Raw genomic sequence first — 23,464 nt, forward strand, 5'->3', positions numbered from 1 at the left:
TCTCAGGCGGGACTCCCTCCCGGGTCGGGCGGGGCGTTGACTGGTCGCCTGCACCACCCGACAGAAGGAGCACACATGCGCGCAGTCGTCATGCACTCGCCCGGCGACGTCCGGGTCGAGGACCGACCGGACCCCACCATCGTCGACCCGACCGACGCCGTCATCCGGCTCACAGCGACCTGCATCTGCGGGTCCGACCTGTGGCCCTACCGCGGGGTCGAGCCCGTCGACCACACGAACATGGGGCACGAGTACGTCGGTGTCGTCGAGCAGGTCGGCGAGGACGTGCGGACGGTCGCCGTCGGCGACTTCGTCGTGGGCTCCTTCGTGACCTCCGACAACACCTGTGAGATCTGTCAGGCGGGGTACCAGTCGAAGTGCGTGCACGCCGAGTTCGTGTCGGTCGCCGCGGGCACGCAGGCTCAGCTCGCACGCATCCCCCACGCCGACGGCACACTCGTGGCGACCCCCGGGCAGCCGGACGCGGAGCTCATCCCCTCGCTGCTCGCCGCGTCCGACGTGCTCGGGACGGGCTGGTTCGCCGCGGTCGCCGCCGAGGTGGGGCCGGGGAAGACGGTCGTGGTCGTCGGTGACGGGGCCGTCGGGCTCATGGGCGTTCTCGCGGCCCGGGAGCTCGGGGCGGAACGCATCATCGCGATGTCACGTCACGCCGACCGGCAGGCGCTCGCCCGTGAGTTCGGTGCGACCGACATCGTCGAGGAGCGCGGTGCGGCGGGTGTCGCACGGATCAAGGAGCTGACCGGCGGTCTCGGCGCGCACAGCGTCATCGAGGCGGTCGGCACGGAGGAGTCCATGCTGCAGGCGATCCGCTCCACTCGCGGTGGCGGCCACGTCGGCTTCGTCGGCGTCGCCCACGAGGGTGTCTCGCTGCCGCTCGACGAGCTCTTCTTCGCCGAGGTGCACCTCCACGGTGGGCCGGCGCCGGTGCGACGGTTCCTCCCCGAGCTCATCCGGATGATCTGGGAGCGGAGGATCGACCCGGGGAAGGTCTTCGACCTCACGCTGCCACTCGAGGACGCCGCCGAGGGGTACCGGGCCATGGACGAGCGCCGTGCGATCAAGGTGCTGCTGACGCTGTGAGCCGCGCCGCACCGATCACCTCGACGCCCGACGCGCCGGTCGGGGCGTCGACCCTCCCCGTCGCCGGGACGCCCACCCGGATGCCCTGGTTCGCACTGGCGGCCCTCGCCGCGATGGGGTTCGTCCTCGTGGCCGCGGAGACGATGCCGGCCGGGCTCCTGCCGGTCATCGCCCGGGATCTCGACACGAGCGAGGGCCTGATCGGTCAGTTCATCAGTGTGTGGGCGCTCGGGACCGTCATCGTGACGATCCCGGCGCTCGCCCTCACCCGTGGCATGCGTCGCAAGCCGCTCCTCCTCGGCGCGATCGTCGGGCTCATCCTCGCGAACACCGTGACCGCGGTCGCGGGGGACGTCGTCGTCGCGCTGGTGTCGCGGTTCGTCGCCGGTGCGTTCTGCGGGGTGATCTGGGGCATGCTCGCCGCCTACGGGCGTCGCATCAGCCCGCCCGACCGTGGAGGCCTCGCACTGTCGATCGTGTCCGTCGGAGCGCCCGCCGGGCTGGCACTCGGGACACCGCTCGGCGCCTGGCTGGGCACCGCGTTCGACTGGCGCTGGGCGTTCGGAGGACTCACGGTGCTCGCGCTCGTCGTGCTCGTGTCCATCGCTGTGTTCGTACCCGACGCGGCAGGGCAGCCTCGCTCGGCACGGCTCCCGCTTCGGCGGGTGCTCGTCCTGCCCGGTGTCGCGATCGTCCTGGCGGTGATCGTCGTCTGGATGCTGGCTCACAACACCGTCTACACCTACATCGCACCGTTCCTTCGGGCCTCGGGCACGGGACTCGGGGCCGATCTCGTGCTGCTCGTCTACGGAGTCGCGTCCATCGCGGGCATCGCTCTCACGGCGGTGCTCATCGATCGGGCTCCGCGCGCGCTGCTCCACGGGAGCGTCGCGATGTTCGTCGCGGCGGGCGCGCTGCTCCTGCTCGGCCACGTCTCGATCGTCGCCGTCCTCATTGCGACTGTCCTATGGGGCCTGGCGTTCGGTGGCTCCTCCGCCCAGCTGCAGTCAGCGCTCACCCGATCGGGACGCGAGCACTCGGACGTCGCGAACTCCTTCCTGCCCGTCGCGTTCAACCTCGCGATCTTCGCTGGCGGTGTCCTCGGGGCTCTCCTCCTCGGCACCTTCGACGGGCTGATCCTCCCGGTGGTCATGATCGCCCTCGGACTCGCTGCGCTGCTGCTCACGATCGTGGGTCGCCGGTCGGCCTTCGCCGCGGGGTGACGCGGAGGCCGAGCCGGTGGCGGCGGTCGCGTGAGACCATCGGGCATGGCTTCCATGGATGATGCACCACGGGTCGGGGACCTCGAGGTCGACGGCGACGCACTCACCGGCGACGGCACGACACTCTCGGAGCTGGCGGACGAACTGGCTTGCGGCGTCGACGACGCCACCACCGCTGAGGCCCCGTCGGATGGTTGGCGGGTGCTCCGCCGGTTGGAGAGCGGTGCCGTGTATCTCGGTTCGCCGGTCGACGCGGACCACCGGACCTGGCGCGTCGCACAGGCGCATCCGGGAGAGCAGCCTCCGGTGGTGCGCGTGCACCCGGACACGTTGGTCGTGCGCCCGAGCCGGGCCGAGCGGCGACAGGGCTTGGTGCTCCGCTGGCCGCCGTTCGTGGAGGAGCAGCACGATCCGAGCGAGCTGGTGATCGACATCGTCAACGCAGGCACCATGAGATGGACGCCCGAGAACGAGGGATTCCGTGCCGTCGGTGCGCTCACCGCGCCAGGCGGAACCGAGTTCTCCTTCGGCTGGGTCAGTTCCGCAGCGGATCGTGCCGTCCCGCTCGACCCAGGGGAGTACGCCCGAGTCCCGGTGCAACTCCAGCTGCAGTCCGACCCCACCTCACTGGAGCCCGGCCCCTATGACCTCCACGTCGTGGTCGTCGAACTCGGGCTTCGTCTCGCCGAGCCGCTCCGGGTCGAGCTGACCGCTGACCTGGTGGCGCGTCAGGTAGCCAAGCAGAACCGCCACCGGGCCGACCCCGCGAGCGAGCGCCGAGCCTTCGAGCGACAGATCGAAGCAGAGCAGCTGCGAGTCGGCGCCCGCCGGTCCTGGCCCGAGATCGCCAAGGTGGTCGGAAGCGCGGTGTCGGACGACGAGGCGTTGGAGCGCATCGCAGCCGTCCTGGACTGTGAGCCGGAGCAAGCGACGTCCGTGTACAACTCTCCACTGCGCGCGATGGTCAGGGCGGACGCCGACCGCCGTGACGAGCAACTGCAGGAACTCATCCGACAACGCGACGCCCTCGGGTGATGCTTTGCCCGAGGACCTGAGCCACCGAGACTCCCGCGCATGGGCTATGTCGGAAGCGATCTCTGGGAGCTGCGGCAGCTCGTGGGGCATCGGCTCCTCGCGCTCCCGGGTGCGCAGGTGCTCGTGCTGGACGGCGAGGGCAACGCACTCTTCCAGCGGCGGGTCGACACCGGCCTGTGGGAGATCCCGGCCGGTAGCTGCGAGCCCGGGAGCAGCTTCGCGGAGACCGCAGTCATGGAACTCGCCGAAGAGACCGGCCTGACGGTGGACGAGCGCGACCTCGAGCCGTTCGCCTGTCTCTCAGCCGCCGAGCACCACGTCCTCGACTACCCGAACGGCGACCGGGTCCATGCGTTCGCGATGTGCTTCGTGGCACGCACGCGGGCTGGTTCGTTACGCGCCGAGGTGGACGAGGTCGTCGAGTTCTGCTGGGCTCCGCTCGACGACCCGCCCACCCCGATGCACGGTCCGACCGTGGAGGTCCTGCGCCTGTTCGACGCCTACACCGCGTCGGGAGCATTCCAGGCGGGATGACCTCGGCCGCCCGCCGAGAGCGCAGAAGATGCTCGCGGTGGGCTCGTTCGAGAGCGTCTTGTGCGCTCTCGGTGAGCGCATCAGCGCTCGCGCTCGCTCAGCCGGGCCGGATACGCTGGCGGGCGGGGCGAGACGACCGCTCGACCCACGAGGGGATGCCGGATGCTGACTGACGCACTCACCATCGTGCTGGCGGTCGTGTCGGCGCTGCTCCTCGGATTCGCCGCGCGGCGGGTGCTCGACGCCCCGGTCGGATGGCCGCGCAGCATCCTCGTCGGGCTCGTCGTGTTCGTCACCGGCCCACCATTCGTGAACTGGCTGCTGCAGCAGACCGGCCTGGTCCAGCCCGGTGAGGCCGGAGATGCTCGGGCGGCCTTCGCAGCGGTCGCCGTCGCCCTCCTCGCGATCGGTTGGATCTTCGCGCTCGGGCTCGGTGTCCTCGTGGCCATCGAGGTCATCATCCCGACCCGGCCGTTGATGAACCCGATCGACGTCGTCCGCTCCGCGATCAAACGACGACGACGGACGAGGCGATACCTGCAGATCCTCACCATCGCATCACGACACGGTGCCGGCTGGCTCGTGCACGGCCGGTCCCGCGTCCAGCTCGAACTCACCACGAGTGAGCAGCGCGCCAACGCGATCATCGCCACGATCAACGACTCCGGCGTCACCTTCGTGAAGCTCGGACAGGTGCTCTCGACGAGACGGGACCTGGTCCCCGAGCCGTACCTCAGCGCTCTGGCATCGCTGCAGTCGGAAGCGACCACCCTGCCCTGGCACGAAGTCCAGTTGGTCATCGAGGCGGAACTCGGTGCGCCGATCGACACCGTGTTCGCGTCGATCGACTCCGAACCGCTCGCCGCGGCGTCCGTCGCCCAGGTGCACACCGCCGAGCTGCTCGACGGCACCCCCGTGGTCGTGAAGGTCCAGCGACCGGCCGCCCGGGTGCAGGTCGAGGCCGACGCCGACATCGTCGTCCGCCTCGCCGAGCGCGCTGAGACGCACACCAAGTTCGGGCAGGACCTCCGCCTCGCCTCCGTCGCGCGGGCCTTCACCTCGACGCTGCTCGAAGAGCTCGACTACCGGATCGAAGCCCGCAACGTGGAGATGATCCGCAGCACCTTGAAGCGTCGCGAGGAGCGCGACGAAGGCGTCCGGATCACAGTGCCACGCGTCTACCCGGCGGCCTCCGGTGCCCGCCTGCTCACCATGGACCTCGTCGACGGGTTGCCGCTCAGTCGAGCACGGGACCGCATCGCGACCATCCCGAAGGAGGAACGCGAGACCCTCGCGACCGGCCTCATGGAGGTCGTGCTCGAACAGATCCTCGTGCACGGGGTCTTCCACGCCGACCTCCACCCGGGCAACGTCATCCTGCGAGAGGACGGATCGCTCGGGCTGATCGACTTCGGGGCCGTCGGCGTCATCGAGCGCAGCCAGCGGCAGCGACTCACCGCGGTCATGCTCGCGACCGTCAGCGAGGACGACATCGCGGCGACCGACGCCCTCCTGCTCATCGTCGACCTGCCTGAGGACGCCGACCTCGACGCCCTCCGCCACGACGTGGGCATCGTCATCACGACCGAGCGCCACCGCCCGGGTGGCGACGGCTCGATCTTCAGCCGACTCCTCGACGTCATCCGGCAGCACCACATCGCGCTCCCCGGCGACCTCGCCGCCGCGTTCCGCAGTTTCGCGACCCTCGAAGGGTGCCTCAAAGCGCTCGACCCCGAGTTCGACATGTTCGAACAGGCCCTGCCGATGGTCCCGCGTCTCCTCCGCCGCTCGCAGTCCATCCGGCAGACGGCGGTCACCCTGCAGGCGCAGGCCGCCGTCACCGCCGCCTTGGCCCGCAACCTCCCGCGCCGACTCGACTCCCTGCTGTCCGGACTCGAGGACGGGACCGTCGGCGTGACGCTGAAGGGCTTCGCCGACGAACCGGCGAAGGGACTCGTGGAGGGCGTGACCGCTGAGATCGTCGGAACCCTGATCTCGATCGCCGCCCTGGTGATCGCCGTGGTCCTCGTCGTCACCGGTGCCGGCCCGGTCCTCCCCGGCGGCCTACGGGTGTTCGACCTGATCGCAGCGTTCATCGGGTTCCTCGGCTTCCTCGGGCTGCTGCGTGTCCTCCGACAGACCGTCGTTCGTCGGGGTCGGTGACCGGAGCACCCCGCTGTTCACCTGACGGCACTACCGTGATCGGGTGAGCGATCCCCGACTGCAGCGACGCCTGGGCACGAGCGCCGCGGTGTTCATCGGCCTGGGCTCGATGATGGGCGCCGGCGTCTTCGCGGTGTTCCAGCCGGCGGCGCAGGTCGCCGGCGCGGGACTCCTGATCGGGCTCGTGATCGCCGCGGTCGTCGCCTGCTGCAACGCGATGTCCTCCGCGCAGCTCGCCGCACAACTCCCCTCGGCCGGCGGCACCTACCTCTACGGCCGCGAACTCATCGGGCCGTGGTGGGGCTTCGCCGCCGGATGGAGCTTCGTGGTGGGCAAGACCGCGAGCGCGGCAGCCATGGCGGTCGCCTTCGCAGCGTATGCGGCACCGGCCGAGTGGAGTCGTCCGGTCGCCGCGGTCGCGGTCGCCGCGGTGGTCGTGACCAACTGTCTCGGGGTCACCCGCACCGCGACCGCGACCCGGGTGATCGTGGTGGCCGTCCTCCTGGTGCTCGGCGTGGTCGTCGGTTCAGGCATCGTCGGGCCGGAGGCCGGTTCGACGGGGGTCGCGTCGCTCGGGTTCGACGCCAGCCCGCTCGCCGTGCTGCAGTCGGCGGGGCTGCTGTTCTTCGCCTTCGCCGGGTACGCGCGGATCGCGACCCTCGGCGAGGAGGTCCGCGATCCGGCCAAGACGATCCCGCGCGCAATCGGGATCGCCTTTGCCGTCGCCGTGGTCGTCTACGCGGCCGTCGCGGTCGTGTCGCTGCTCACGCTCGGCGCGGACGGCCTCGCGTCCAGTGCGCGACCGTTGGCCGCGGTGGTGGAGACGAACGGGTGGCCGTGGGCTGCGACGCTGGTGCGACTCGGTGCGGCGGCGGCTTGTCTCGGAGCACTGCTCGCCGTGTTCGCGGGCATCGGACGTACCGCCTTCGCGATGGCGAGGACCGGCGACCTGCCACAAGCGCTCGACGCGGTGCACCCGCGGTTCGCGACCCCCTACCGCGCGGAACTGCTCGTCGGGGCGGTCGTCATCGTCCTCGTCCTGCTTGTCGACCTCCGGAGCGCGATCGGGTTCTCCTCGTTCGGCGTGCTGCTCTACTACGTGGTCGCCAACGTCGCGGCGTTCCGCCAGACGCGCGAGCACCGACGGTACCCGCGCGCGGTCAGTATGTTCGGCGCCGTCGGTTGCGTCGTCCTCATGTTCACGCTGCCGCCGACGTCGGTCATCGTGGGCACGGTGGTCGTGCTCCTCGGGTTCGCCGGGCGGGCGATGCTGGCACCTCGACAGGCTCGGTGACCGGGGTCAGGCTCGGTGACCGAAATCGGTCCCTGCCCTTCGACACGCTCGGGATCCGCGTGTCGAAGGGCCGACCGGCTACAGCTGCGCGGAGAGGCGGAAGATGTTCTCAACGGCCAGTTCGGCGGCGATCGCGTCGCCGGCCTCGACAGCCTCGCGGAGCGCCGGGTAGCCCTGCTCCTTGGCAGCCCAGTCGGTGTTCTCCTCGGTGCGCGTCGCAGAGGACCGGTAGGTGAGGCCGTCGATGATGTCCTTCGTCGCCGCGACGAGCGTGGCGTTCGGGCAGGCGGCGATGAACGCGTCGAAGAGCTCCCAGCTGAGTCGCCCGTGCTCGGCGATGTCGCGCTGCTCGACGACCACGATCACCTGGTTGATCGAGCGGACGAGCGCCTTCTTCTGCGTCGCGCCGAGGCCGGGGACGGTGACGCGGACGACACCGCCGAGCATCGCGCCCAGCGTCTGCATGACCTCGGTGCGCTGCGCCGGGTCGGGCAGGGCGACGCGGGTGTACCGCTGTGCGGCCATCTCGATGAGGCCGACGCGGGCGAGGTCGTTGAGGGCCTCGCGGATCGGCGTGCGGGAGATCCCGAGCCAGGACTGCAGTTCGCCGTCGTTGAGGTGCTCGCCGGGCTCGAGGGTGCCGTCGAAGATGGCCGTGCGGATGCGCTCGACGGCGACCTCGCGGAGTGAACGACGCTCGACGGGCGGGTTGGCTGAGGGCACGGGCATGCGGGATCTCCTTCGTCGGCGAATGCTATGCCATCAGCGTACCGAATATCAGCGGATCCACCCGGGGTTGACGGGAGATTCGACGACACCTGACGGGCGGGGTCTCCGCGCGGACATCGCCGGGACGCCCTCCCGCAGGCAGCTAGTCCTGAGGGATCAGCGGGACGATGTCGCGGCTCGGCGGCACGACCTCGCCGCTCTTGCTGCCGCCGATGACCTTGCCCTCGGGGCGGTCGTAGACGAGGTCGAACTCGGTCTCATCGGTGCGCACCCACGCGCCGATCCAGCCGGTCGCCGTCTCACCGGCCGGTGTCGCCTGGAGGAGCGAGTAGCCGGCCGCAGCCATCGGCGCCTTCAGCTCTTCGGGCGTTCCGAGGCCGAGCGTCACGTAGTCGAGGTTGACGGCGCGGGTGGTGACGGAGACCCGGTAGGGGAAGACGCTGCCGCCGTACTCGTCGCCGGCTTCGAGTCGGACCTGGACGAGCATCGGACGCAGGCCATCGGTGGTGCCTGCAGGCGCGGGGAAGTCGTCGACGATCGCGAGGGCGGTCACCTTCGTACCGTCGACGTCATCCGTGAGCGTCTGCTCCTGCACCGGGGTGCTCGGCGGCTGGGAGACCGACGGCGTCGGCGAGGCGGAGGATCGATCCGCGTCCGACGAGGAGCCGGTGGAGCAACCAGTGAGGGCGATGGCAGCGACCGTGAGAGCCGCTGCCAGGGTCGTTCGACGAGAACTGATGCGCATGACTCAATTCTGTCAGACGCGCTCTGGTGAGATCCGTCGCCGGATGGCCGGTCGCGGGTGACGCGGTCGCACGGAGCGGCTATGCGGCGTCTTGGTACCGCGGGACCGGCGATGCGCACGTTCGCTCCGCCTCCTCAGACGGCGCCACCGAAGTAGACCTCGACCTCTCGGACGGTGCCGTCGACGACACGAGTCGCCTCCATATTGCGGTACGTCTTCCCGTGCACGACGTACTCGTAGCGGTGGAGGACGATGCCGGCGGCCTCGACGATCTGGAGCGTCGCGCCGGGGGTGTCGAAATGGTCGGCGCTCGGGAAGCAGCGTTCGAGCCAGGCAGCGCGGTCGAGGTGATCGTCCTGCGGGCTCGTGAAGACGAAGTCCGCGTGCATGAGCGCCTCGGCAGCAGCCCGATCCTGTTCTCGGAACGCACGCATGAACGCCAGAACCGTGTCGATCGCCGATGAACGCATGCGGTGATCCTACGCGCGGGCCTGGCGCTGCGGTCGGGGAAGGTGTTCGCGTGGGGCCCTTCCCGGACCGCACCTCGACGACTGCGGAGACTCGTTCCCTGAGCCTGTCGAAGGGCCCACGAACAACCTCCCCCTCCGCACCTCGACCGGCTCGGCGACCGCGTCACGGCCGGTCCCTGAGCTTGTCGAAGTGCCCCCGAGCAAAGCATCAACTGTCGGATAAATACCCAGATCAGGCGCTGATTCGGTGCGCGTTCGAATGTCAGTGGTCCGTGTTTGGATGGACCCATGACCAGCACCGCACCGAACCCCCTCGCCGCCGCCGCGGCCGGGTTCGATGCGGTGTGGCAGGGCGCGCTCGACGCGATCCGTCCGGGCTCCGGTGTCGCGGAGCAGCTCGAGAACATGAACGACGAGGCGGTCCTCCGGGTCCTCGACGAGCTCGGTGCCGTGCAGCACGCGGTCGAGGTCCTCGCCGCCCGCGTCGTCGGTGCGATCGCCCTGCGCCCGTCGCCCAGTGGCCGCGACGGCACCCTGGTGCGCGCTGCTGGTTACGCGAACCCGGGCGTCATGGTGTCCGAGCGGTGGCGGGTCTCCCGCGCCCGAGGCGCAGCGATCGCCGAGGTCGGTGCTGCCATCACACAGCCTCGCGGGCTGCTCGGCGAGCTGGAGGAATGTCCGTTCCCAGCGATCACCGCCGCCCTCGAACCGGCCGCCAGTCCCGAGTCATCGAACACCGACGCGGTCCCGGATGACACCCACCCGTCAAGCGATGGCGGCACACCCAGAGCACCCCTGAGCGTGGATGGTGCCGCGGTCATCGTCCGCGAGCTCCGCAACGCCGGCCGCATCTGCACCAGGGTCGAACTGGACGCAGCATCGGTCATCGCGGTCGAGCACGCCGGACACGCGCCCCTGCAGGACGTCACCCGCATCGCGAAACTCGTCCGCACCCGCCTCGACCAAGACGGCCGCGAACCCCGCGACGAACTCCTCCGCCGAGCAGAACGCTGCACCATCCACGAACTCCCCACCGGCATGACCCTCCTCCGCGCCGAACTCGCCCCCGAAAGCGCCGCCTTCATCCGCGCCGGCCTCGACGCCCTCATCGGCGCCACCCACCGCAAACCCCACTTCATCCACCCCGACACGGCCGACCGCGCCGACCAACCCGACGGGTCAGGTCACCCCATGCCCGACGGACCCACGCTCATCCCCATCGACCGGCGACGCGCCATCGCCCTCACCGAGACCTTCCGACACCTGGCCGGCTGCAACGCCGCCGCCACCGAACTCACCCCCGTCACCGTCATCATCCGCACCGACCACGACACCCTCGAAACCGGACTCGGCACCGCCACCATCGACGGCATCGACGAACCCATCGGAGCTGGCGCCCTCCGCCGCCTCGCCGCCGACGCCAACCTCATCCCCATGATCCTCAACGGACCATCCCAAGTCCTCGACCTCGGCACCAGCACCCGCCTGTTCACCCGCGGACAAAAACTCGCCCTCGCCGAACGCGACGGCGGCTGCGCCTGGACCGGCTGCACCCACCCACCATCCTTCACCGAAGCCCACCACATCACCTGGTGGTCACAAGGCGGACCCACCAACCTCGACAACGGCATACTCCTCTGCCCCTTCCACCACCACCGCATCCATGACGACCACTGGACCATCACCATCCAAAACGGCATCCCCTGGTTCATCCCACCCAGCCACATCGACCGACACCAAACCCCCATCCGAGGCGGACGCCTCCACCTCGCCGCCTAAACCCTGGCACCCGTCCGCCTCCGCACACGCCTGCCCTTCAACAAGCTCAGGGACCGACACGGGACCCCCCCCTTCGACAAGCTCAGGGACCGAGACAGGAACCACCCCTCGTCAGACTCAGGGACCGAGATGGGAACCGACGCGCTCCGGGAACGACGCTGTATCCGACAACCCGGCCGCCCCGGTCCCTGAGCCTGTCGAAGGGCACACGAGCGAACATCCGCCCTTCGACAAGCTCAGGGACCGGGGCGTCAGCTCAGGGACCGGGAGCGTCAGCTCGAGGAACGGGGAGACCTCAGCTCAGGCGCTCGGAGCCGCCGTCGACTCCCGCACGACGAGCTGCGGCACCGAACGCACCACGCCGACGGAGTCCGCATCACTCAGCACCTCGAGCAGCGTCGACATGATCGTCCGCCCGAGCGCCGGGAAGTCCTGCCGCATCGTCGTCAGCGGCGGCGCGAAGTGCTCAGCCTCCGGGATGTCATCGAACCCGACGACGCTCACGTCATCCGGCACCCGCAGGCCCCGCTCCGACAACGCGTGGATCACCCCGAGCGCCATCTGGTCGTTCGCCGCGAACACGGCCGTGAACAGCCCACCGACCCGTTCACCGGCCCGCCCGTCGTCATCGTCTCCGACTCCGAGGCCCGCCACGAGCTCCCGCCCGAGCCGGAACCCGCTCGCCGGCGTCCAGTCGCCCACCAACGGCTCCCGGGCGACGAGCCCGTGCTCGGACAGCGCGTCACGCCACCCCCGCACCCGCTCCAACGCGTCCACCGAATCCGCCGGCCCCGCGAGATGCGCGATACGGCGATGCCCCAACCCGACGAGGTGGTCGACGAGGATCCGCGCCCCCTGGTACTGGTCGATGGAGACACGGTGGAACCCGTCCCGACGACTCGACTCGACCGCGACGAGCGGCACCCCGAGCTCGATCCCGCGCACCGCGTCGAGCGCCCCACGATGCGCCGCGATGAGCACGATCGCCTCGACGTTCTGCCGCAGCAGCAACTCGACGGCCTGCCGCAGCGACGCCGGATCCGACTCCAGCATGCTCGCCATGCTCACGGCATACCGGGCATCCCGTGCAGCCTCGTTGAAGCCGAGCGCCGTGCTCGACGGCCCGTAGTCCGGCCCGCCGGTCGTGATGAGGCCGATCGTGCGTGAACGGCGGGTGACGAGTGACCGTGCGGCCTGCGAGGGCGTGTACCGCAGTTGGGCGATCGCCTGCTCGACCCGTTGCCGCGTCGCGGGGCGCACGTTCGGCAGATCATTGAGCACCCGCGAGACGGTCTGGTGTGAGACTCCGGCCAGACGCGCCACATCGAAGATCGTCGCGACCCGTGTCTTCTCGTCGTCGTTACCCACCAGCCCCACCGGCTCCCACCTGGCGACGTCCGCACGTCTCGCTCAGAGCAGCGTATCCGTCGATTCACGACGTGGTCGCGCTCTCCGTCGCACCTCCAGCGGTTCGTCAGGTCCGCCGCATGGGCACCGCTCCCCATCGCGGGTGGACAGCCGACCTCGGTACCGTGATGGACGAGCCGACGGTCGCGCGGGTGCCGCGTGATCAGCTGCGCGTCGCGACCGACACCCGAAGAGGAGCACACATGATCATCTGGACCCGTTGGGGCATCGTCGTCTTCCTGATCTTCGGGCTCTCCGTCGGCGCCGGCTTCCTCATCAAGGCGATCGTCTCGCCCGACGGCGGATCGGCGCAGTCCGGGGTGTTCGTCGGCATCGGATTCCTGCTCGGCGCCGTCGCGTGCTGGGCCTTCGGGAAGTTCGCGCTGGCGAAGCTTGATGCACCGCGGCCGGTCGTCGTGTGGCAGCAGCTCGCGCAGCCGTACGTCAACGAGCACGGCATCACCGTGAAGCAGGAGGCCGTCCCCGTGCGCCACCCGCAGACCGGCGAGCAGCTCTACAGTCGCCCGAGCTCCACACTCTTCTTCATCCCCGTCCGCTTCTGGGCGTACGTGATCGCCGCACTGGGTGTCGTCACGATTGTCGTGAACGTGGTGCGCGGCTGACGCTCAGCCCTGGCGACCCTTCCACCGCGGGTTCTGCTTGTTGATGACGAACACCCGGCCACGGCGGCGGACGATCTGCGACCCCGGCTTGTCCTTGAGCGACTTGAGTGATGCGCGGACCTTCATGGCGACCTCCTGGTGATCACGATGCGTGCTACCTTGTTGAGAACGATTCTCAACAGAATGCACTGTAGCACCCATCGACCAGGAGAACCCGCCGTGACCACGCCTCGCATCCCGCTGACCGTGACGCTCGTCCTCGGCACCTGTCCGCCGGAGCGTCGCACCGTCGCCCGACAGATCGCCGGACGGTCCGCGGCGCTCGTCACGATCGAGCGGCAAGACGACGCCGAGAGTGCCCACCCTGACATCGACGACGCGATCGACGCCGTCGCGCGACACCCGCTCGCTCCCCGGCACCTCGTCCTCGATTGCGGGAGCACGGTCCGCCCGGTCGACGCGGTCTCCGCCGTCCTCGGGCACCGCGACACGGCCGTCCTGGACGCCGTCGTGACCGTCGTCGACGCAGCCCATCTCCTGCACGACCTCCAGGACGACGAGTACGTCACCCACGACGAGGGCGGCGATACGGCGTACACCGCGCGGTCGATGATCACCGTCGAGCAGCTCGAGTACGCGGACACCATCGCCGTCGCCGGCCGACGTGGCGTCACTCACGAGCGGCTCGCGGTGCTCCTCGCGCTCCTCAGCCACCTGAACCCGACGGCGCTGACGCGGATGGTCGAACCGGTCGCAGCCCGACCGCGCGTCACGCCCGGCACTCCGGCGACCGCGAGCAACCGTGAGCCGCTCGCGCGCTACCGCGACTCCCCGTTCGAACTGGACCGCTTCAGCACGTCCCCCGGGTGGATCGCGATGCTGAACGGCGAGCACCGGCCGTGGGTGGATCACGAGCGCGTGACCACCCTGCGGTTCGACAGCCCCCGACCGATGCACCCGGAACGACTCCTCGCGTGCTTCGACGGACCGATCGAGGCGGGGCGGTTCGGCCAGGTCATCCGTACGGCGGGGTTCCTCGTCCTCGCGACGCGCGCCTCCCGCGTCGGCGTCCTGCAGCACATCGGCTCGATGATCGATCTTGAACCCACCTCGTTCGAGACGAACGACCCCGGCGCACCGCTCGGCCAGGAGCTCGTCGTCACCGGCATCGACCTCGACGAGATCGCCATCACCGCCGCCCTGCACGCCTGCACCCTCACGGATGAGGAACTCCTCGCCGGGCCGGCGGCGTGGGCGCACTACCCGGACGCCTTCACGCCATGGAGCACCACCCACGAGCACTGAGCCCGGGGTGCCCGCCCCCAGGGCGGCTCGTACCGAGGACCCGCCCGTGGGGCAGGATGGCCTGGTGCCTCTGAGGAATGCCGAGCCCCCGCCCGAGCCCGACCCCCGCCTCGACCGGTACCGTCGCGCTCTCGCGCGCGTTCTCGACGGCGATCGTCACGTCGGATACCTGGCAACGACCGTGGATGTCCGATGGACTCGGACGCGTCGACACTTCCGCGTCGCCCACGTCGATCCCTACGAATTCGTCATGTGGCAGTTCATGGTGATCGTGGACTTCGGTGGACTCCAGCAACACGGCTTCGACGACGGGTGGGAGGACACGACCGAAGTCCGCGATGAGCTCGACCGCGACGAGTTCGCGTACCCGTTCGGCGAACCCCTGAAACTCGCGTGGGCCGACACGACTGAGGTCGAACCCTGGGCGGCCTACTACCCCTTCGACGATGCAAGCGAGCACTGAGTCGCCTGAAACGGCTCGGATCCCGGTCGACTTCGTGCAGGTTTGGGCGACTCAGTGGATCCGCGCGCTCACCCACTCCTCGCGGACGAACCGCACGAACTGCTCGACGGCCGGCGACACCGCCCGGGCACGGCTGGTGGCGACACCGATCACCCGGACCGCCTCGTCGTCGAGCGGGACGAGCACGACGCCCTCCATACTCGTGGAATCGGGGAGGACCGCGATCCCGACCCCGGCGCGTACGAGACCACGGAGCGTCGACAGCTCGGACACCTCCATCGTCACCCGAGGCACGACGCCGTGCCTCGCGAAGTACGCGTCCGCGATCTGCCGGAGCCCCGAGTCCGTCGTCATCGCGAGGAACTCCGTCTGCTCGAGGTCGGACGCAGCCAACGACGTCCGATCGGCGAGCGCATGCCCGACCGGCACGCCGAGCGCGAGCCGCTCGGAGGTGAGCGGACGCCACTCGATGTCCGGATCCCGCGGTTCCGGGCTGAGGAAGGCGACGTCGGCCGAGCCGGAGCGGAGCGCGTCCAGCACGCTGTCGGCCTTCCCGCCGTCGAGGACGAACCTGATGTCCGGCAGCAGCTGGCGGTACTCGCTCACGATGCGCGGAATGAGCCAGCCACCGAGGGACGAGACGTAGGCGATGGACACGAGTCCGGCCGACGGGTCGCGGAGCTCGTCGATCCGCGACTGCGCGTTGTCGAGCTCGGTCTGCGCCCGGAGCGCGTGCACGAGGAGGATCTCGCCGTAGCGGTTGAGTTCGAGCCGGCTGCGGTGGCGATCGAACAACTCGACCCCGGCGTCCGCCTCGAGCCGACCGATCGCCCGCGTGAGCGTCGACTGGGAGATACCGAGCGCCTCAGCGGCGTACGGGACGTGACCGTCTTCGGCGAGCGCCCGAAGGTACGCGAGTTCGTCGATCCTCATGCCCTCATGATGCCGCACCGGCGAGCCCGGCTGGGGCGGCACCTCGACAAGCTCGGTGACCGGGGCGCGCTAGCGTGGTGCAGTGATCCGCAGACCGCGACCGAGCCAGGCGGCGACCGGCGCCCTCCTCGTCCTGGCCGGACTCGTCTGCCAGGAGCTCGGCGCGTCGATCGCGGTCACGCTGTTCCCGCAGGTCGGTCCGATCGGCATGGTGACGCTGCGGCTCGTGTTCGCCGCGCTCATCCTGCTGGCCGTCGCCCGCCCGGCCCTGGGCGGACACCCGAGCAGCGCCTGGGGATCGGCGGTCGGCTTCGGGCTCGTCCTCGCCGCGATGAACGTCTGCTTCTACCTGGCACTGGACCGCATCCCGCTCGGCCCGGCGGTGACCCTCGAGATCCTCGGCCCGCTCGCGCTCAGCGTCATCGCGGGTCGTCGATGGACGAGCGCGCTCTGGGCGGGCGTCGCCCTCGTCGGCGTCCTCCTCCTCGGCGGGGTGCTCCTCCACAGCGGACCGACGGCCGCACTCGATCCGATCGGCGTCGTCCTCGCACTCGCCGCCGGCGCCCTCTGGATCGGTTACATCCTGCTGTCGGCGCGAACGGGGACGGAGTTCCCCGGCCTGAACGGTCTGGCGATCGCCGCCGCCATCGGCGCCCTCGTGACCATCCCGCTCGCCGCGACGACCGCCGGCACCGCGCTGTTCGATCCCGTCATCCTCCTGCTCGGGCTGGGTGTCGCCGCACTCTCGTCGGCCGTGCCGTACGCGCTGGAGCTCGTCGCCCTCCGCCGACTCAGCGCCGCGACCTTCTCGATCCTGCTCGCGTCCGCGCCGGCCATCGCCGCGATCGCCGGGCTCCTCGTGCTCGGTCAGGAGCTCACGACACCGCAGTGGCTCGGCATCGCCTGCGTGGTCGGTGCCGGAATCGGCGCCGTGCTCTCAGCTCGGCGCGGTCGCGCACCCGAAGTGCAGCCGAGCATTGCGCCGAGCTGATCGTCAGGTCAGGACGCGGCGAAGCGGGCGTGCACCCGGGAGGACACGGTGATGTCCTCCGGCTTCAGGTCGAGGCCGGTGTCGCCGGCGGGTGCGGCGGCCCCGCGCATCATCGGCGCCGTGGTCTGGGTCCCCGAGGTGCGGGTCTCGTCACCCAGCATGCCGGGATCGGCCAGCGCAACAGGCCGCACGGTGCCCAGCCCGAGGCTCCGCGCGTAGGCGGTCGCGCGGTCAACGGCGTCGCGGACGGCGTTGTGCTGGGCCTCGGCCGTGATGCGGTGCTTCGTCACCTCGGTGAGCGCCCAGGTGACACCCGTCACCGTGACGCCGTCCTGGGTCGCGATCTCCTCGGCCCAGCGGGCCAGCGCCTGCAGGTCGGCGAACTTCACCTCGAGCGCGACCGACGCATGGTGCACGAGCGGCAACTGCTTCCCGTCCTTGTTCCACGGCCGCTCACTCCACACCCGCAAGCGATCGGCCGACCACCAGGTCACGGCCGACTGCGCGCGGAGCTGCTCCGCCGCCTGACTGAGCGCACGGTGCAGCGCGGTGGTGTGGGAGACGACGGGCTCACGTTCCGGCCCCTGGAACCCCGCCGAGATGAGGACGGTCCCACGCTCAGCCGGGTGGTGGTAGTCGAAGCGGCCCTCGACGGTGATGATCGTTTCACTCATACCCGGCACTCTATCCCGCGACGGCGGCTACGCTCTGGACCATGACGGACGGCGGAACCTGGGCGGATCGACGACATGGACGACGGGGGAATGAGTACGGTCCAGCCAGTCGGGGACTCCCGCCGGGCGATGTGGAGACCGTCGCGAAGTACCTCAAGGAGCGCGTCTACGCGACCTTCACCGGCCTCGCGATCGTCCTCGTGCTGGCGGCGAACGTGGAGCACCACGACGCGCCGGATGCGCTCTTCTCGCTCGTCATCGGCGTGGTCGGCATCACCCTCGCCGGCCTGGTCGCCGAGATGATCGCGCACCTCGCCGCCCACGGTGCGTTCCCCGACGAGCGCGGGTGGCACTCCATGCTCCGGATCGCGTGGGGCTCGCTCCTCACCGTCGCGACCCCCACCGTCCTGCTCGTGCTCGCCGTGTTCGACGTCATGGAACTCGAGACCTCCCTCCGCGTGTCCGCGATCGTCTACCTCGTCACTCTCGGGCTCAGCGGGTGGGTCGCCGTCCGGCGCGCCCGGCTGTCCGTCTGGCAACAGCTCATCGCGCTCGCGGCCCTCGTGCTCCTGGGTGTCCTCGTCATCGGCGTGCAGGTCCTGGCCCACGGCTGAATCGCGGACGCGAGCCCGGACCCCGTCGGAAATGCCGGAGCGGTCGACGACGTTGCAGAGCACGTGAGCACTCCGGAGACCGTCGACGTCGTCGTGATCGGCGCGGGTCAAGCCGGACTGTCGGCCGCGTACCACCTGCATCGCCGCGGATTCGTCCCGCTGGGCACCACCGAGGCCGCGACCGCAGCACGCACCTTCGTCGTCCTCGACGCGAACGACGCCCCGGGCGGCGCCTGGCAGCACCGATGGCGTTCGCTCACCATGTCGACCGTCAACGGGATCTACGACCTGCCCGGCATGCCGAAGCCCGAGCTCGATCCCGCCTCGCCGAGTGTCGACGTCATTCCGCCGTACTTCGCGGCGTTCGAAGAGCGTTTCGCCCTCGCAGTCCGCCGCCCGGTGCAGGTCCGCGCCGTCCGCCGCGAGGGCGACGACCCGCACGGTCGACTCCTCGTCGAGACCGCGGCGAGCGCCGACTCCTCGGGCGCTGACTCTTCTGGCACCGACTCCCCCGCCGCCGTGTTCCGGGCGCGGGCGGTCGTGAACGCGACGGGCACCTGGACGAAACCGTTCTGGCCCGCGTACCCGGGACGGGAACACTTCGCCGGACGCCAGCTGCACGTGGCCGACTACGTCTCCGCTGACGAGTTCCGCGGCCAACGCGTCGTCGTCGTCGGTGCCGGCATCTCGGCCATCCAGCTGCTCGAGGAGATCTCGCGGGTGGCGGAGACGGTGTGGATGACACGACGCGAACCGGAGTGGGTGGAGGACGACTTCGACACCGCCGCCCGGGTGGAGGCGATCAAGGGTGTCGAGGAACGCGTGCGCCAAGGCCTCCCACCGGGCAGCGTGATCTCCGTGACGGGGATGCACTGGACGCCGTGGGCGCGAGCGGCCGAGGCGCGCGGCGTCCTGGTGCGTCAGCCGATGTTCCGCCGCATCGAGGAGCACGGGGTCGTCCTCGCCGACGGCTCGTTCCTCCCGGTCGACGCCATCCTCTGGGCCACCGGGTTCCGAGCGGCGCTCGACCACCTCGCACCGCTCGGCATCCGACTGCCCGGGGGCGGTATCCGGATCGACGGCACCAGGGCGGCCGACGAGCCGCGGGTGCACCTCATCGGGTACGGCCCCTCAGCGTCGACGGTCGGCGCGAACCGGGCCGGGCGGGCGGCGGTCCTGGCGATCCTCGCCGACCTCGACGCCGCCGTCCCGGTCCCACACCGCTGACCCCGTCACTGCACCGCGACGGGGATCGGCACGGCGGGAGCCCGCTCGGAGCGCACGAAGCCGATCCCGAGCAGGATGCACACCCCGCCGAGGAGCTGCGCGAGCGACAGCTGCTCCCCCAGGAGGATCCAGGCGAACCCGGTCGCCGCGACCACCTCGAGGAGGCCCGCGAAGGAGGCCAGTCGGGAGCCGAGCATCTGACTCGCGGTGATGCTCGCCGCATAGGCGACGGCCGTCGACACCACCCCGACGAACAGGAGCGGCACCCACCACACGACGTCGGTGCCGAGCACCGTGACGTCGGCGTCGGAGGTCGTGAACGGCACGCCGACGAGCCCCGCGAGCCACAGACTGAGCGCCCCGATGAGCAGACCGATGGCGGCGAACGCCACCGGGGGCAGCCCCTTCGCCGGCCGCGCCGAGATGACGTAGTACGCGGCGCAGCCCACCATCGCGAGGATGGCGAACACCAGGCCGACCGGGTCGAGCGTCGAGCCACCGCTCGGAGCGACGACGAGCACGAGCCCGACGAGCGACACGACGGAGCCGACGAGCACGACCGTCGCGGGACGACGTCGGGTCAGCACCCATGCGACGGCGACGAGCAGCAGCGGTGCCATGTACTCGACGAGGATCGCGGTCCCGACGGCGATGGTCTGCAGCGCCGCGAAGTAGACGAGCTGCGTCGCCGCCACCCCGATGAGGCCCATGCCGAGCAGTCGCCAGCGTCCACGCCAGACCGCGTCCCAGCGACCGCGGAGCGCGATGAGGGCGAACGGGGCGAGTACCAGGCCGCCGATCAGGGCACGGACGGTGACCGCGGCAGCGGGGCTCCACCCCGATGCGAGCACCGGTTTGATGAACGCTCCGGAGGTGCCGAACGCGACCGCGGCGAGTACCGCGACGAGCAGACCGACCGTGGTCGAGGACGTGTGCTTCATGGGTGTCTCCAGCTGCCGCGAGTGGGGCCGGCAGAAGAGGTGGACGCCCGGCTGAGATGAAGCTACCCTCGGAGAGAGTAAGGAGTCAACTTGCATTTTGCCCCTGACACCGAGGATGCGCTGCTCTTCGCCGCGCTGCTCGTGAACACCCGCGCATCGGCGTCCCGGAGCGGACTCGACGAGCTCGCGACACCGCCACAACTCGTCGAGCTCCTGCGGGTCAGTCGGTACTCGGGTCGGGTCGACGGCGATGAGCCCGAGCGGGCCGCGGTGGCCAGGCTCCGGGAACGGATCCACGCACTCTGGGCCTCCGACGCGGACGCCCCGGACACCCGCGACCGCTCCGTCACCGAGATCAACGCGATGCTCCGGGAGTCCGCCGCGCTCCCCCAGCTGCGCCGCCACGACGGCTTCGACTGGCACCTCCACGCCACCGAGTTCGACGCACCGCTCGTCGACCGCGTCCAGACCGAGATCGCCATGGCACTCGTCGACGTCGTCCGGTCCGACGCCTGGGACCGCCTGCGGCTCTGCGGCGCCGACGATTGCGACGGCTTGCTCGTCGATCTGTCCCGCAACGGTTCGAAACGCTATTGCTCCGTCCGCTGCAGCAACCGGGTCAACACGATCGCGTTCCGCGCACGGGCGCAGTAGCGGCCGTCAGCAGGCACACACGACGCTCACGACCGCGCGCTCGTCACATCCCAGAGATGGTGCACCGGGTCGTGGATGAAGTAGCGGCCGAGGGTCTCGGTCGTGAAGCGCGCGCCGTCGCTCCGTCGACCCGTCCGCGTGAGCGCCTCGTCCGGTACCCGCTCGAACGCTGCGGCAAGCACCGTCGCGGCCTCGACCAGCTCCGCCGACACCCGGTTCGGGTCCTGCTCGCCGTAGCGCTCCTCGAGAGCCGTCGCGTCCTGGTCCCAGTTCTCGAACGCGGGATCGTCTTCGTCGAGGACGACCCGCAGCCGGACGTCGAAGATGCGGAACACGTCCCGCACGTGGGCCGCGTACTCGAGCGGCGACCAGGTCTGCGGGTCGGGCCGCTCCCGGACGTCGGCGCGCTCCAGCACGGTCGGCCACGCGGCGGCGTTCTCCAGGATCAACCCGGGGAGGTCCCGGAACCCGAACCGCGACGTGTCCATCCCGCACTCGGGACAGGCGCGCTCGAGGACCCAGGTCCAGTTCTTCGTGTCCGGGACGATGGTGTCGTCCTCGGGGGTGTTCGTCGTCATGGGTTCACTCTAGGAAGCGACACGGCCCAGCGACCCTCGCGAAAGTGTCATCGTGCCGCGATCCGCCGCCACGCTCACCCGCTGACGGCACCGTGCCGATGCCTCCGCTACCCGGCGGGGGCGACCGGCGGGGCGCAGACCATCGCCGAGGCGGCGAGCTGCTCCGCCATCTGCTGCCCGGACCACGGGAGTGCGATTTCGGGGGCCTTCTGGCCGCTCGCCGGTGCCGCCTTCGCACCGATCGAGGCGAGCTGCATCGCGAGCGTCTGCGCGAAGCCCGCACCGAGCGTCGAGTTGTTGAGCATGACGACGACCGTCAGTCCGGAGGTCGGGTCGGAGAAGGCCGCCGAGAGCGAGCCGGGGATCGCGCCAGCCTGCCCCCGGAGGGGACCGACCTGCAACCCGCCCACACCGAAGCTCTTCCAGGTCGGCTCAGCCTCGCCCAGCGAGACGGGGTCCTTCCACTGCTTCTTGAAGGTGCTGTCGTTCAGCAGCGAGCCGGACGCGAATGATTGGGTGAACTTCCGCAGATCGTCGACCGAGGAGACGACGCCACCGGCGGTCCACACCATCGAGGGCGACAGCTCGGTCTCGTCGGTCGGCGCGTCGCACTGGTAGGTGCCATCCGCGATGCGCGGCGTCAGGTACCCCTTGGGGTGCGCGCCCGGAAGTGCGACGGTGGAGGCGTCGGGGAAGCTGGACTTCGACATGCCGAGCGGTGAGAAGACGTAGTGGTCGTACAGGGACTGCCAGGACTGACCGGTCAGCTCCTCGAGCGCCATGCCGAGCAGGATGTACCCGGTGTCGCTCGAACCGAAGAGTGCCCCCGGAGCCGTCCGGGTCCCGCTCGCGAGGCCGTTCGCGAGGATCTCGGCCATCGACCAGTTGCGGGTCGGGTTGGTGGTGAACTGGGTGTTGAGCGCGGGCGTGTAGGTACCGAGCCCCGACGTGCCCTGGCACAGCTGCTGGTAGGTGATGCCCTCGATGCCCTGAACCTGCGGGAGCGTCTTGTGGACCTGGTCGGTGAGCTTGATCTTGCCCTCGTCGACGAGCTCGAGGAGCACGGTGCAGGTCATCGGGCGCGTGGTGTCGCCGATGCGGTAGACCATGGACGGGTCCATCTTGGTCTTGCCACCCGGCTCGGTCGTGCCGACGCCGGCCGTGAAGCTCCCGGCCCACGGCGCCCAGACGCCGACGATGGCGCCGGAGGATCCGGACTGGGCGACAGCGGCCTCGACCGCCGCCGTGATGGCGTCGGTCGTGTCGCTCGCGAGCGTGCCGCTGACCTGGTCGGGGAAGTCGGTGTCGGACACCGAGGGGCCCGAGCAGCCGACGAGCACCGTCGCGAGGGTCGCCGCGGTAAGGAGTGCGGCGAGACGCCGGCGCCTCGGAGCTGTTGCAGTCAAGTCATCCCCCTGATGAGCGGCCTGCGGAGCTGCAGACTGTTCCCGATTGTAACCGGGCGCGGCTGAGAGCTGCGGTCGCACGCCGCGTGCCGGTCACTCGGGCGGCGGACCTGGTGCGGGGCCCGTCGATGGTGTTCCCTGGAGAGGTGACCTCGAACGCCTTCCCCCAGACCACCGTCGACGCCGTCCTGGCACACATGAACGGCGACCACCCCGACGACAACGTGCTCATCGTGCGCGCCTTCCTGGAACCGGCAGCCGAAGCCGCCACCATGATCGCGCTGGACGGGACGGGTGGACAGTGGACCTGGACGGTCGACGGCACCGCCGCGGGTGGGCGGGTGCCCTGGCTCGCCGGCACCATCACCGAGCGCGGCGAGATCCGACGCGAGGTCGTCGCCCTCTACGACGCGGCGTGCGCCCGTCTGGGCGTGGAGCCACGCCCGCACGACTGAGCGACGGCCGCCCCTCGGCCGTCGACCGCGGATGACCATCTCAGGTGACCAAACCGTCGACGCCCGCACCTCCGAACTCCTCAACGCCCCGAGACGACTCGCGGCACGAAGGATCAGGAG

Annotated in this window: 25 protein-coding genes; 15 read left to right on the forward strand and 10 right to left on the reverse strand. The window is 70.3% G+C overall.

Translation table 11 applies throughout. From position 1 onward, the window contains the following. Positions 1 to 75: 75 nt before the first annotated feature. From ACQ3HE_RS16880 to ACQ3HE_RS16905, 6 genes are all read left to right on the forward strand, one after another. Positions 76 to 1,101 (forward strand): zinc-dependent alcohol dehydrogenase family protein, encoded by a 1,026-nt coding sequence (locus tag ACQ3HE_RS16880; RefSeq protein WP_430893546.1) that lies wholly within the window; start codon positions 76 to 78, stop codon positions 1,099 to 1,101. Next, positions 1,098 to 2,324, forward strand: coding sequence for an MFS transporter (locus tag ACQ3HE_RS16885; protein ID WP_430893547.1), 1,227 nt, complete (start codon positions 1,098 to 1,100; stop codon positions 2,322 to 2,324). The genes ACQ3HE_RS16880 and ACQ3HE_RS16885 overlap by 4 nt, the downstream gene beginning before the upstream one ends. A gap of 54 nt (positions 2,325 to 2,378) precedes the next feature. Then, a complete protein-coding gene (locus tag ACQ3HE_RS16890) occupies positions 2,379 to 3,359 on the forward strand; it encodes a hypothetical protein (RefSeq protein ID WP_159876253.1) in 981 nt (326 codons plus the stop codon). Between the two features lie 39 nt (positions 3,360 to 3,398). After that, positions 3,399 to 3,893 carry an NUDIX domain-containing protein gene (locus tag ACQ3HE_RS16895; protein ID WP_430893548.1) on the forward strand — a complete coding sequence of 165 codons (495 nt, stop codon included), beginning with the start codon at positions 3,399 to 3,401 and terminating at the stop codon, positions 3,891 to 3,893. A 162-nt stretch (positions 3,894 to 4,055) separates the two neighbouring features. Continuing rightward, on the forward strand, positions 4,056 to 6,056 hold the full coding sequence (locus tag ACQ3HE_RS16900; RefSeq protein WP_430893549.1) for an ABC1 kinase family protein: 2,001 nt from the start codon (positions 4,056 to 4,058) through the stop codon (positions 6,054 to 6,056). A gap of 43 nt (positions 6,057 to 6,099) precedes the next feature. Beyond that, complete coding sequence (locus tag ACQ3HE_RS16905; RefSeq protein WP_430893550.1) at positions 6,100 to 7,350, forward strand: APC family permease; 1,251 nt, start codon at positions 6,100 to 6,102, stop codon at positions 7,348 to 7,350. 78 nt (positions 7,351 to 7,428) lie between these two features. Here ACQ3HE_RS16905 and ACQ3HE_RS16910 read toward each other — a convergent pair whose 3' ends face one another. From ACQ3HE_RS16910 to ACQ3HE_RS16920, 3 genes are all read right to left on the reverse strand, one after another. Next, positions 7,429 to 8,079, reverse strand: coding sequence for a GntR family transcriptional regulator (locus ACQ3HE_RS16910; protein WP_124767670.1), 651 nt, complete (start codon positions 8,077 to 8,079; stop codon positions 7,429 to 7,431). Positions 8,080 to 8,221: 142 nt separating this feature from the next. Further along, positions 8,222 to 8,824, reverse strand: coding sequence for a hypothetical protein (locus ACQ3HE_RS16915; protein WP_430893551.1), 603 nt, complete (start codon positions 8,822 to 8,824; stop codon positions 8,222 to 8,224). Between the two features lie 134 nt (positions 8,825 to 8,958). After that, entirely contained in the window at positions 8,959 to 9,294 is a 336-nt protein-coding gene (locus tag ACQ3HE_RS16920; protein WP_430893552.1) for a nuclear transport factor 2 family protein, read from the reverse strand. A 288-nt stretch (positions 9,295 to 9,582) separates the two neighbouring features. Here ACQ3HE_RS16920 and ACQ3HE_RS16925 point away from each other — a divergent pair, with 288 nt between their 5' ends. Next, positions 9,583 to 11,073: an HNH endonuclease signature motif containing protein gene (locus ACQ3HE_RS16925; RefSeq protein ID WP_430893553.1), complete on the forward strand. Its 1,491-nt coding sequence runs from the start codon at positions 9,583 to 9,585 to the stop codon at positions 11,071 to 11,073. Positions 11,074 to 11,373: 300 nt separating this feature from the next. Here ACQ3HE_RS16925 and ACQ3HE_RS16930 read toward each other — a convergent pair whose 3' ends face one another. After that, complete coding sequence (locus ACQ3HE_RS16930) at positions 11,374 to 12,441, reverse strand: LacI family DNA-binding transcriptional regulator (protein WP_430893554.1); 1,068 nt, start codon at positions 12,439 to 12,441, stop codon at positions 11,374 to 11,376. A gap of 242 nt (positions 12,442 to 12,683) precedes the next feature. Here ACQ3HE_RS16930 and ACQ3HE_RS16935 point away from each other — a divergent pair, with 242 nt between their 5' ends. Continuing rightward, positions 12,684 to 13,103, forward strand: coding sequence for a hypothetical protein (locus ACQ3HE_RS16935; RefSeq protein WP_064294781.1), 420 nt, complete (start codon positions 12,684 to 12,686; stop codon positions 13,101 to 13,103). Between the two features lie 3 nt (positions 13,104 to 13,106). On the opposite strand, the gene ykgO is transcribed toward ACQ3HE_RS16935, so the two are convergent. Then, positions 13,107 to 13,229 (reverse strand): type B 50S ribosomal protein L36, encoded by a 123-nt coding sequence (ykgO, locus tag ACQ3HE_RS16940; protein ID WP_079707423.1) that lies wholly within the window; start codon positions 13,227 to 13,229, stop codon positions 13,107 to 13,109. 93 nt (positions 13,230 to 13,322) lie between these two features. Between ykgO and ACQ3HE_RS16945 the strand changes: the two genes are divergently transcribed. Continuing rightward, positions 13,323 to 14,408: a GTP-binding protein gene (locus ACQ3HE_RS16945; protein WP_430893555.1), complete on the forward strand. Its 1,086-nt coding sequence runs from the start codon at positions 13,323 to 13,325 to the stop codon at positions 14,406 to 14,408. Positions 14,409 to 14,454: 46 nt separating this feature from the next. After that, complete coding sequence (locus ACQ3HE_RS16950) at positions 14,455 to 14,871, forward strand: hypothetical protein (RefSeq protein ID WP_430893556.1); 417 nt, start codon at positions 14,455 to 14,457, stop codon at positions 14,869 to 14,871. A gap of 51 nt (positions 14,872 to 14,922) precedes the next feature. Here ACQ3HE_RS16950 and ACQ3HE_RS16955 read toward each other — a convergent pair whose 3' ends face one another. Next, positions 14,923 to 15,804 carry a LysR family transcriptional regulator gene (locus tag ACQ3HE_RS16955; RefSeq protein ID WP_079707425.1) on the reverse strand — a complete coding sequence of 294 codons (882 nt, stop codon included), beginning with the start codon at positions 15,802 to 15,804 and terminating at the stop codon, positions 14,923 to 14,925. An 82-nt stretch (positions 15,805 to 15,886) separates the two neighbouring features. Here ACQ3HE_RS16955 and ACQ3HE_RS16960 point away from each other — a divergent pair, with 82 nt between their 5' ends. After that, complete coding sequence (locus tag ACQ3HE_RS16960) at positions 15,887 to 16,795, forward strand: EamA family transporter (RefSeq protein ID WP_430893557.1); 909 nt, start codon at positions 15,887 to 15,889, stop codon at positions 16,793 to 16,795. Positions 16,796 to 16,803: 8 nt separating this feature from the next. On the opposite strand, the gene ACQ3HE_RS16965 is transcribed toward ACQ3HE_RS16960, so the two are convergent. Further along, on the reverse strand, positions 16,804 to 17,469 hold the full coding sequence (locus tag ACQ3HE_RS16965) for an SIMPL domain-containing protein (protein ID WP_430893558.1): 666 nt from the start codon (positions 17,467 to 17,469) through the stop codon (positions 16,804 to 16,806). Between the two features lie 41 nt (positions 17,470 to 17,510). Between ACQ3HE_RS16965 and ACQ3HE_RS16970 the strand changes: the two genes are divergently transcribed. Beyond that, entirely contained in the window at positions 17,511 to 18,083 is a 573-nt protein-coding gene (locus ACQ3HE_RS16970) for a hypothetical protein (RefSeq protein ID WP_430893559.1), read from the forward strand. Positions 18,084 to 18,146: 63 nt separating this feature from the next. Continuing rightward, on the forward strand, positions 18,147 to 19,310 hold the full coding sequence (locus ACQ3HE_RS16975; protein ID WP_430893560.1) for an FAD-dependent oxidoreductase: 1,164 nt from the start codon (positions 18,147 to 18,149) through the stop codon (positions 19,308 to 19,310). Between the two features lie 5 nt (positions 19,311 to 19,315). Here the strand turns inward: ACQ3HE_RS16975 and ACQ3HE_RS16980 are convergent, their stop codons facing one another. After that, positions 19,316 to 20,251 (reverse strand): EamA family transporter, encoded by a 936-nt coding sequence (locus ACQ3HE_RS16980; protein WP_430893561.1) that lies wholly within the window; start codon positions 20,249 to 20,251, stop codon positions 19,316 to 19,318. A gap of 90 nt (positions 20,252 to 20,341) precedes the next feature. Here ACQ3HE_RS16980 and ACQ3HE_RS16985 point away from each other — a divergent pair, with 90 nt between their 5' ends. Further along, a complete protein-coding gene (locus ACQ3HE_RS16985) occupies positions 20,342 to 20,905 on the forward strand; it encodes a CGNR zinc finger domain-containing protein (protein ID WP_430893562.1) in 564 nt (187 codons plus the stop codon). Between the two features lie 26 nt (positions 20,906 to 20,931). Here ACQ3HE_RS16985 and ACQ3HE_RS16990 read toward each other — a convergent pair whose 3' ends face one another. After that, a complete protein-coding gene (locus ACQ3HE_RS16990) occupies positions 20,932 to 21,483 on the reverse strand; it encodes a DinB family protein (protein ID WP_430893563.1) in 552 nt (183 codons plus the stop codon). A gap of 107 nt (positions 21,484 to 21,590) precedes the next feature. Continuing rightward, positions 21,591 to 22,889 carry a serine hydrolase domain-containing protein gene (locus ACQ3HE_RS16995; RefSeq protein WP_159876281.1) on the reverse strand — a complete coding sequence of 433 codons (1,299 nt, stop codon included), beginning with the start codon at positions 22,887 to 22,889 and terminating at the stop codon, positions 21,591 to 21,593. A 146-nt stretch (positions 22,890 to 23,035) separates the two neighbouring features. Here ACQ3HE_RS16995 and ACQ3HE_RS17000 point away from each other — a divergent pair, with 146 nt between their 5' ends. Beyond that, positions 23,036 to 23,344: a DUF2470 domain-containing protein gene (locus ACQ3HE_RS17000; RefSeq protein ID WP_430893564.1), complete on the forward strand. Its 309-nt coding sequence runs from the start codon at positions 23,036 to 23,038 to the stop codon at positions 23,342 to 23,344. Positions 23,345 to 23,464 lie beyond the last annotated feature (120 nt).

It is taken from the genome of Plantibacter auratus, assembly GCF_050587365.1.
GTDB classification, from domain to species: domain Bacteria; phylum Actinomycetota; class Actinomycetes; order Actinomycetales; family Microbacteriaceae; genus Plantibacter; species Plantibacter auratus.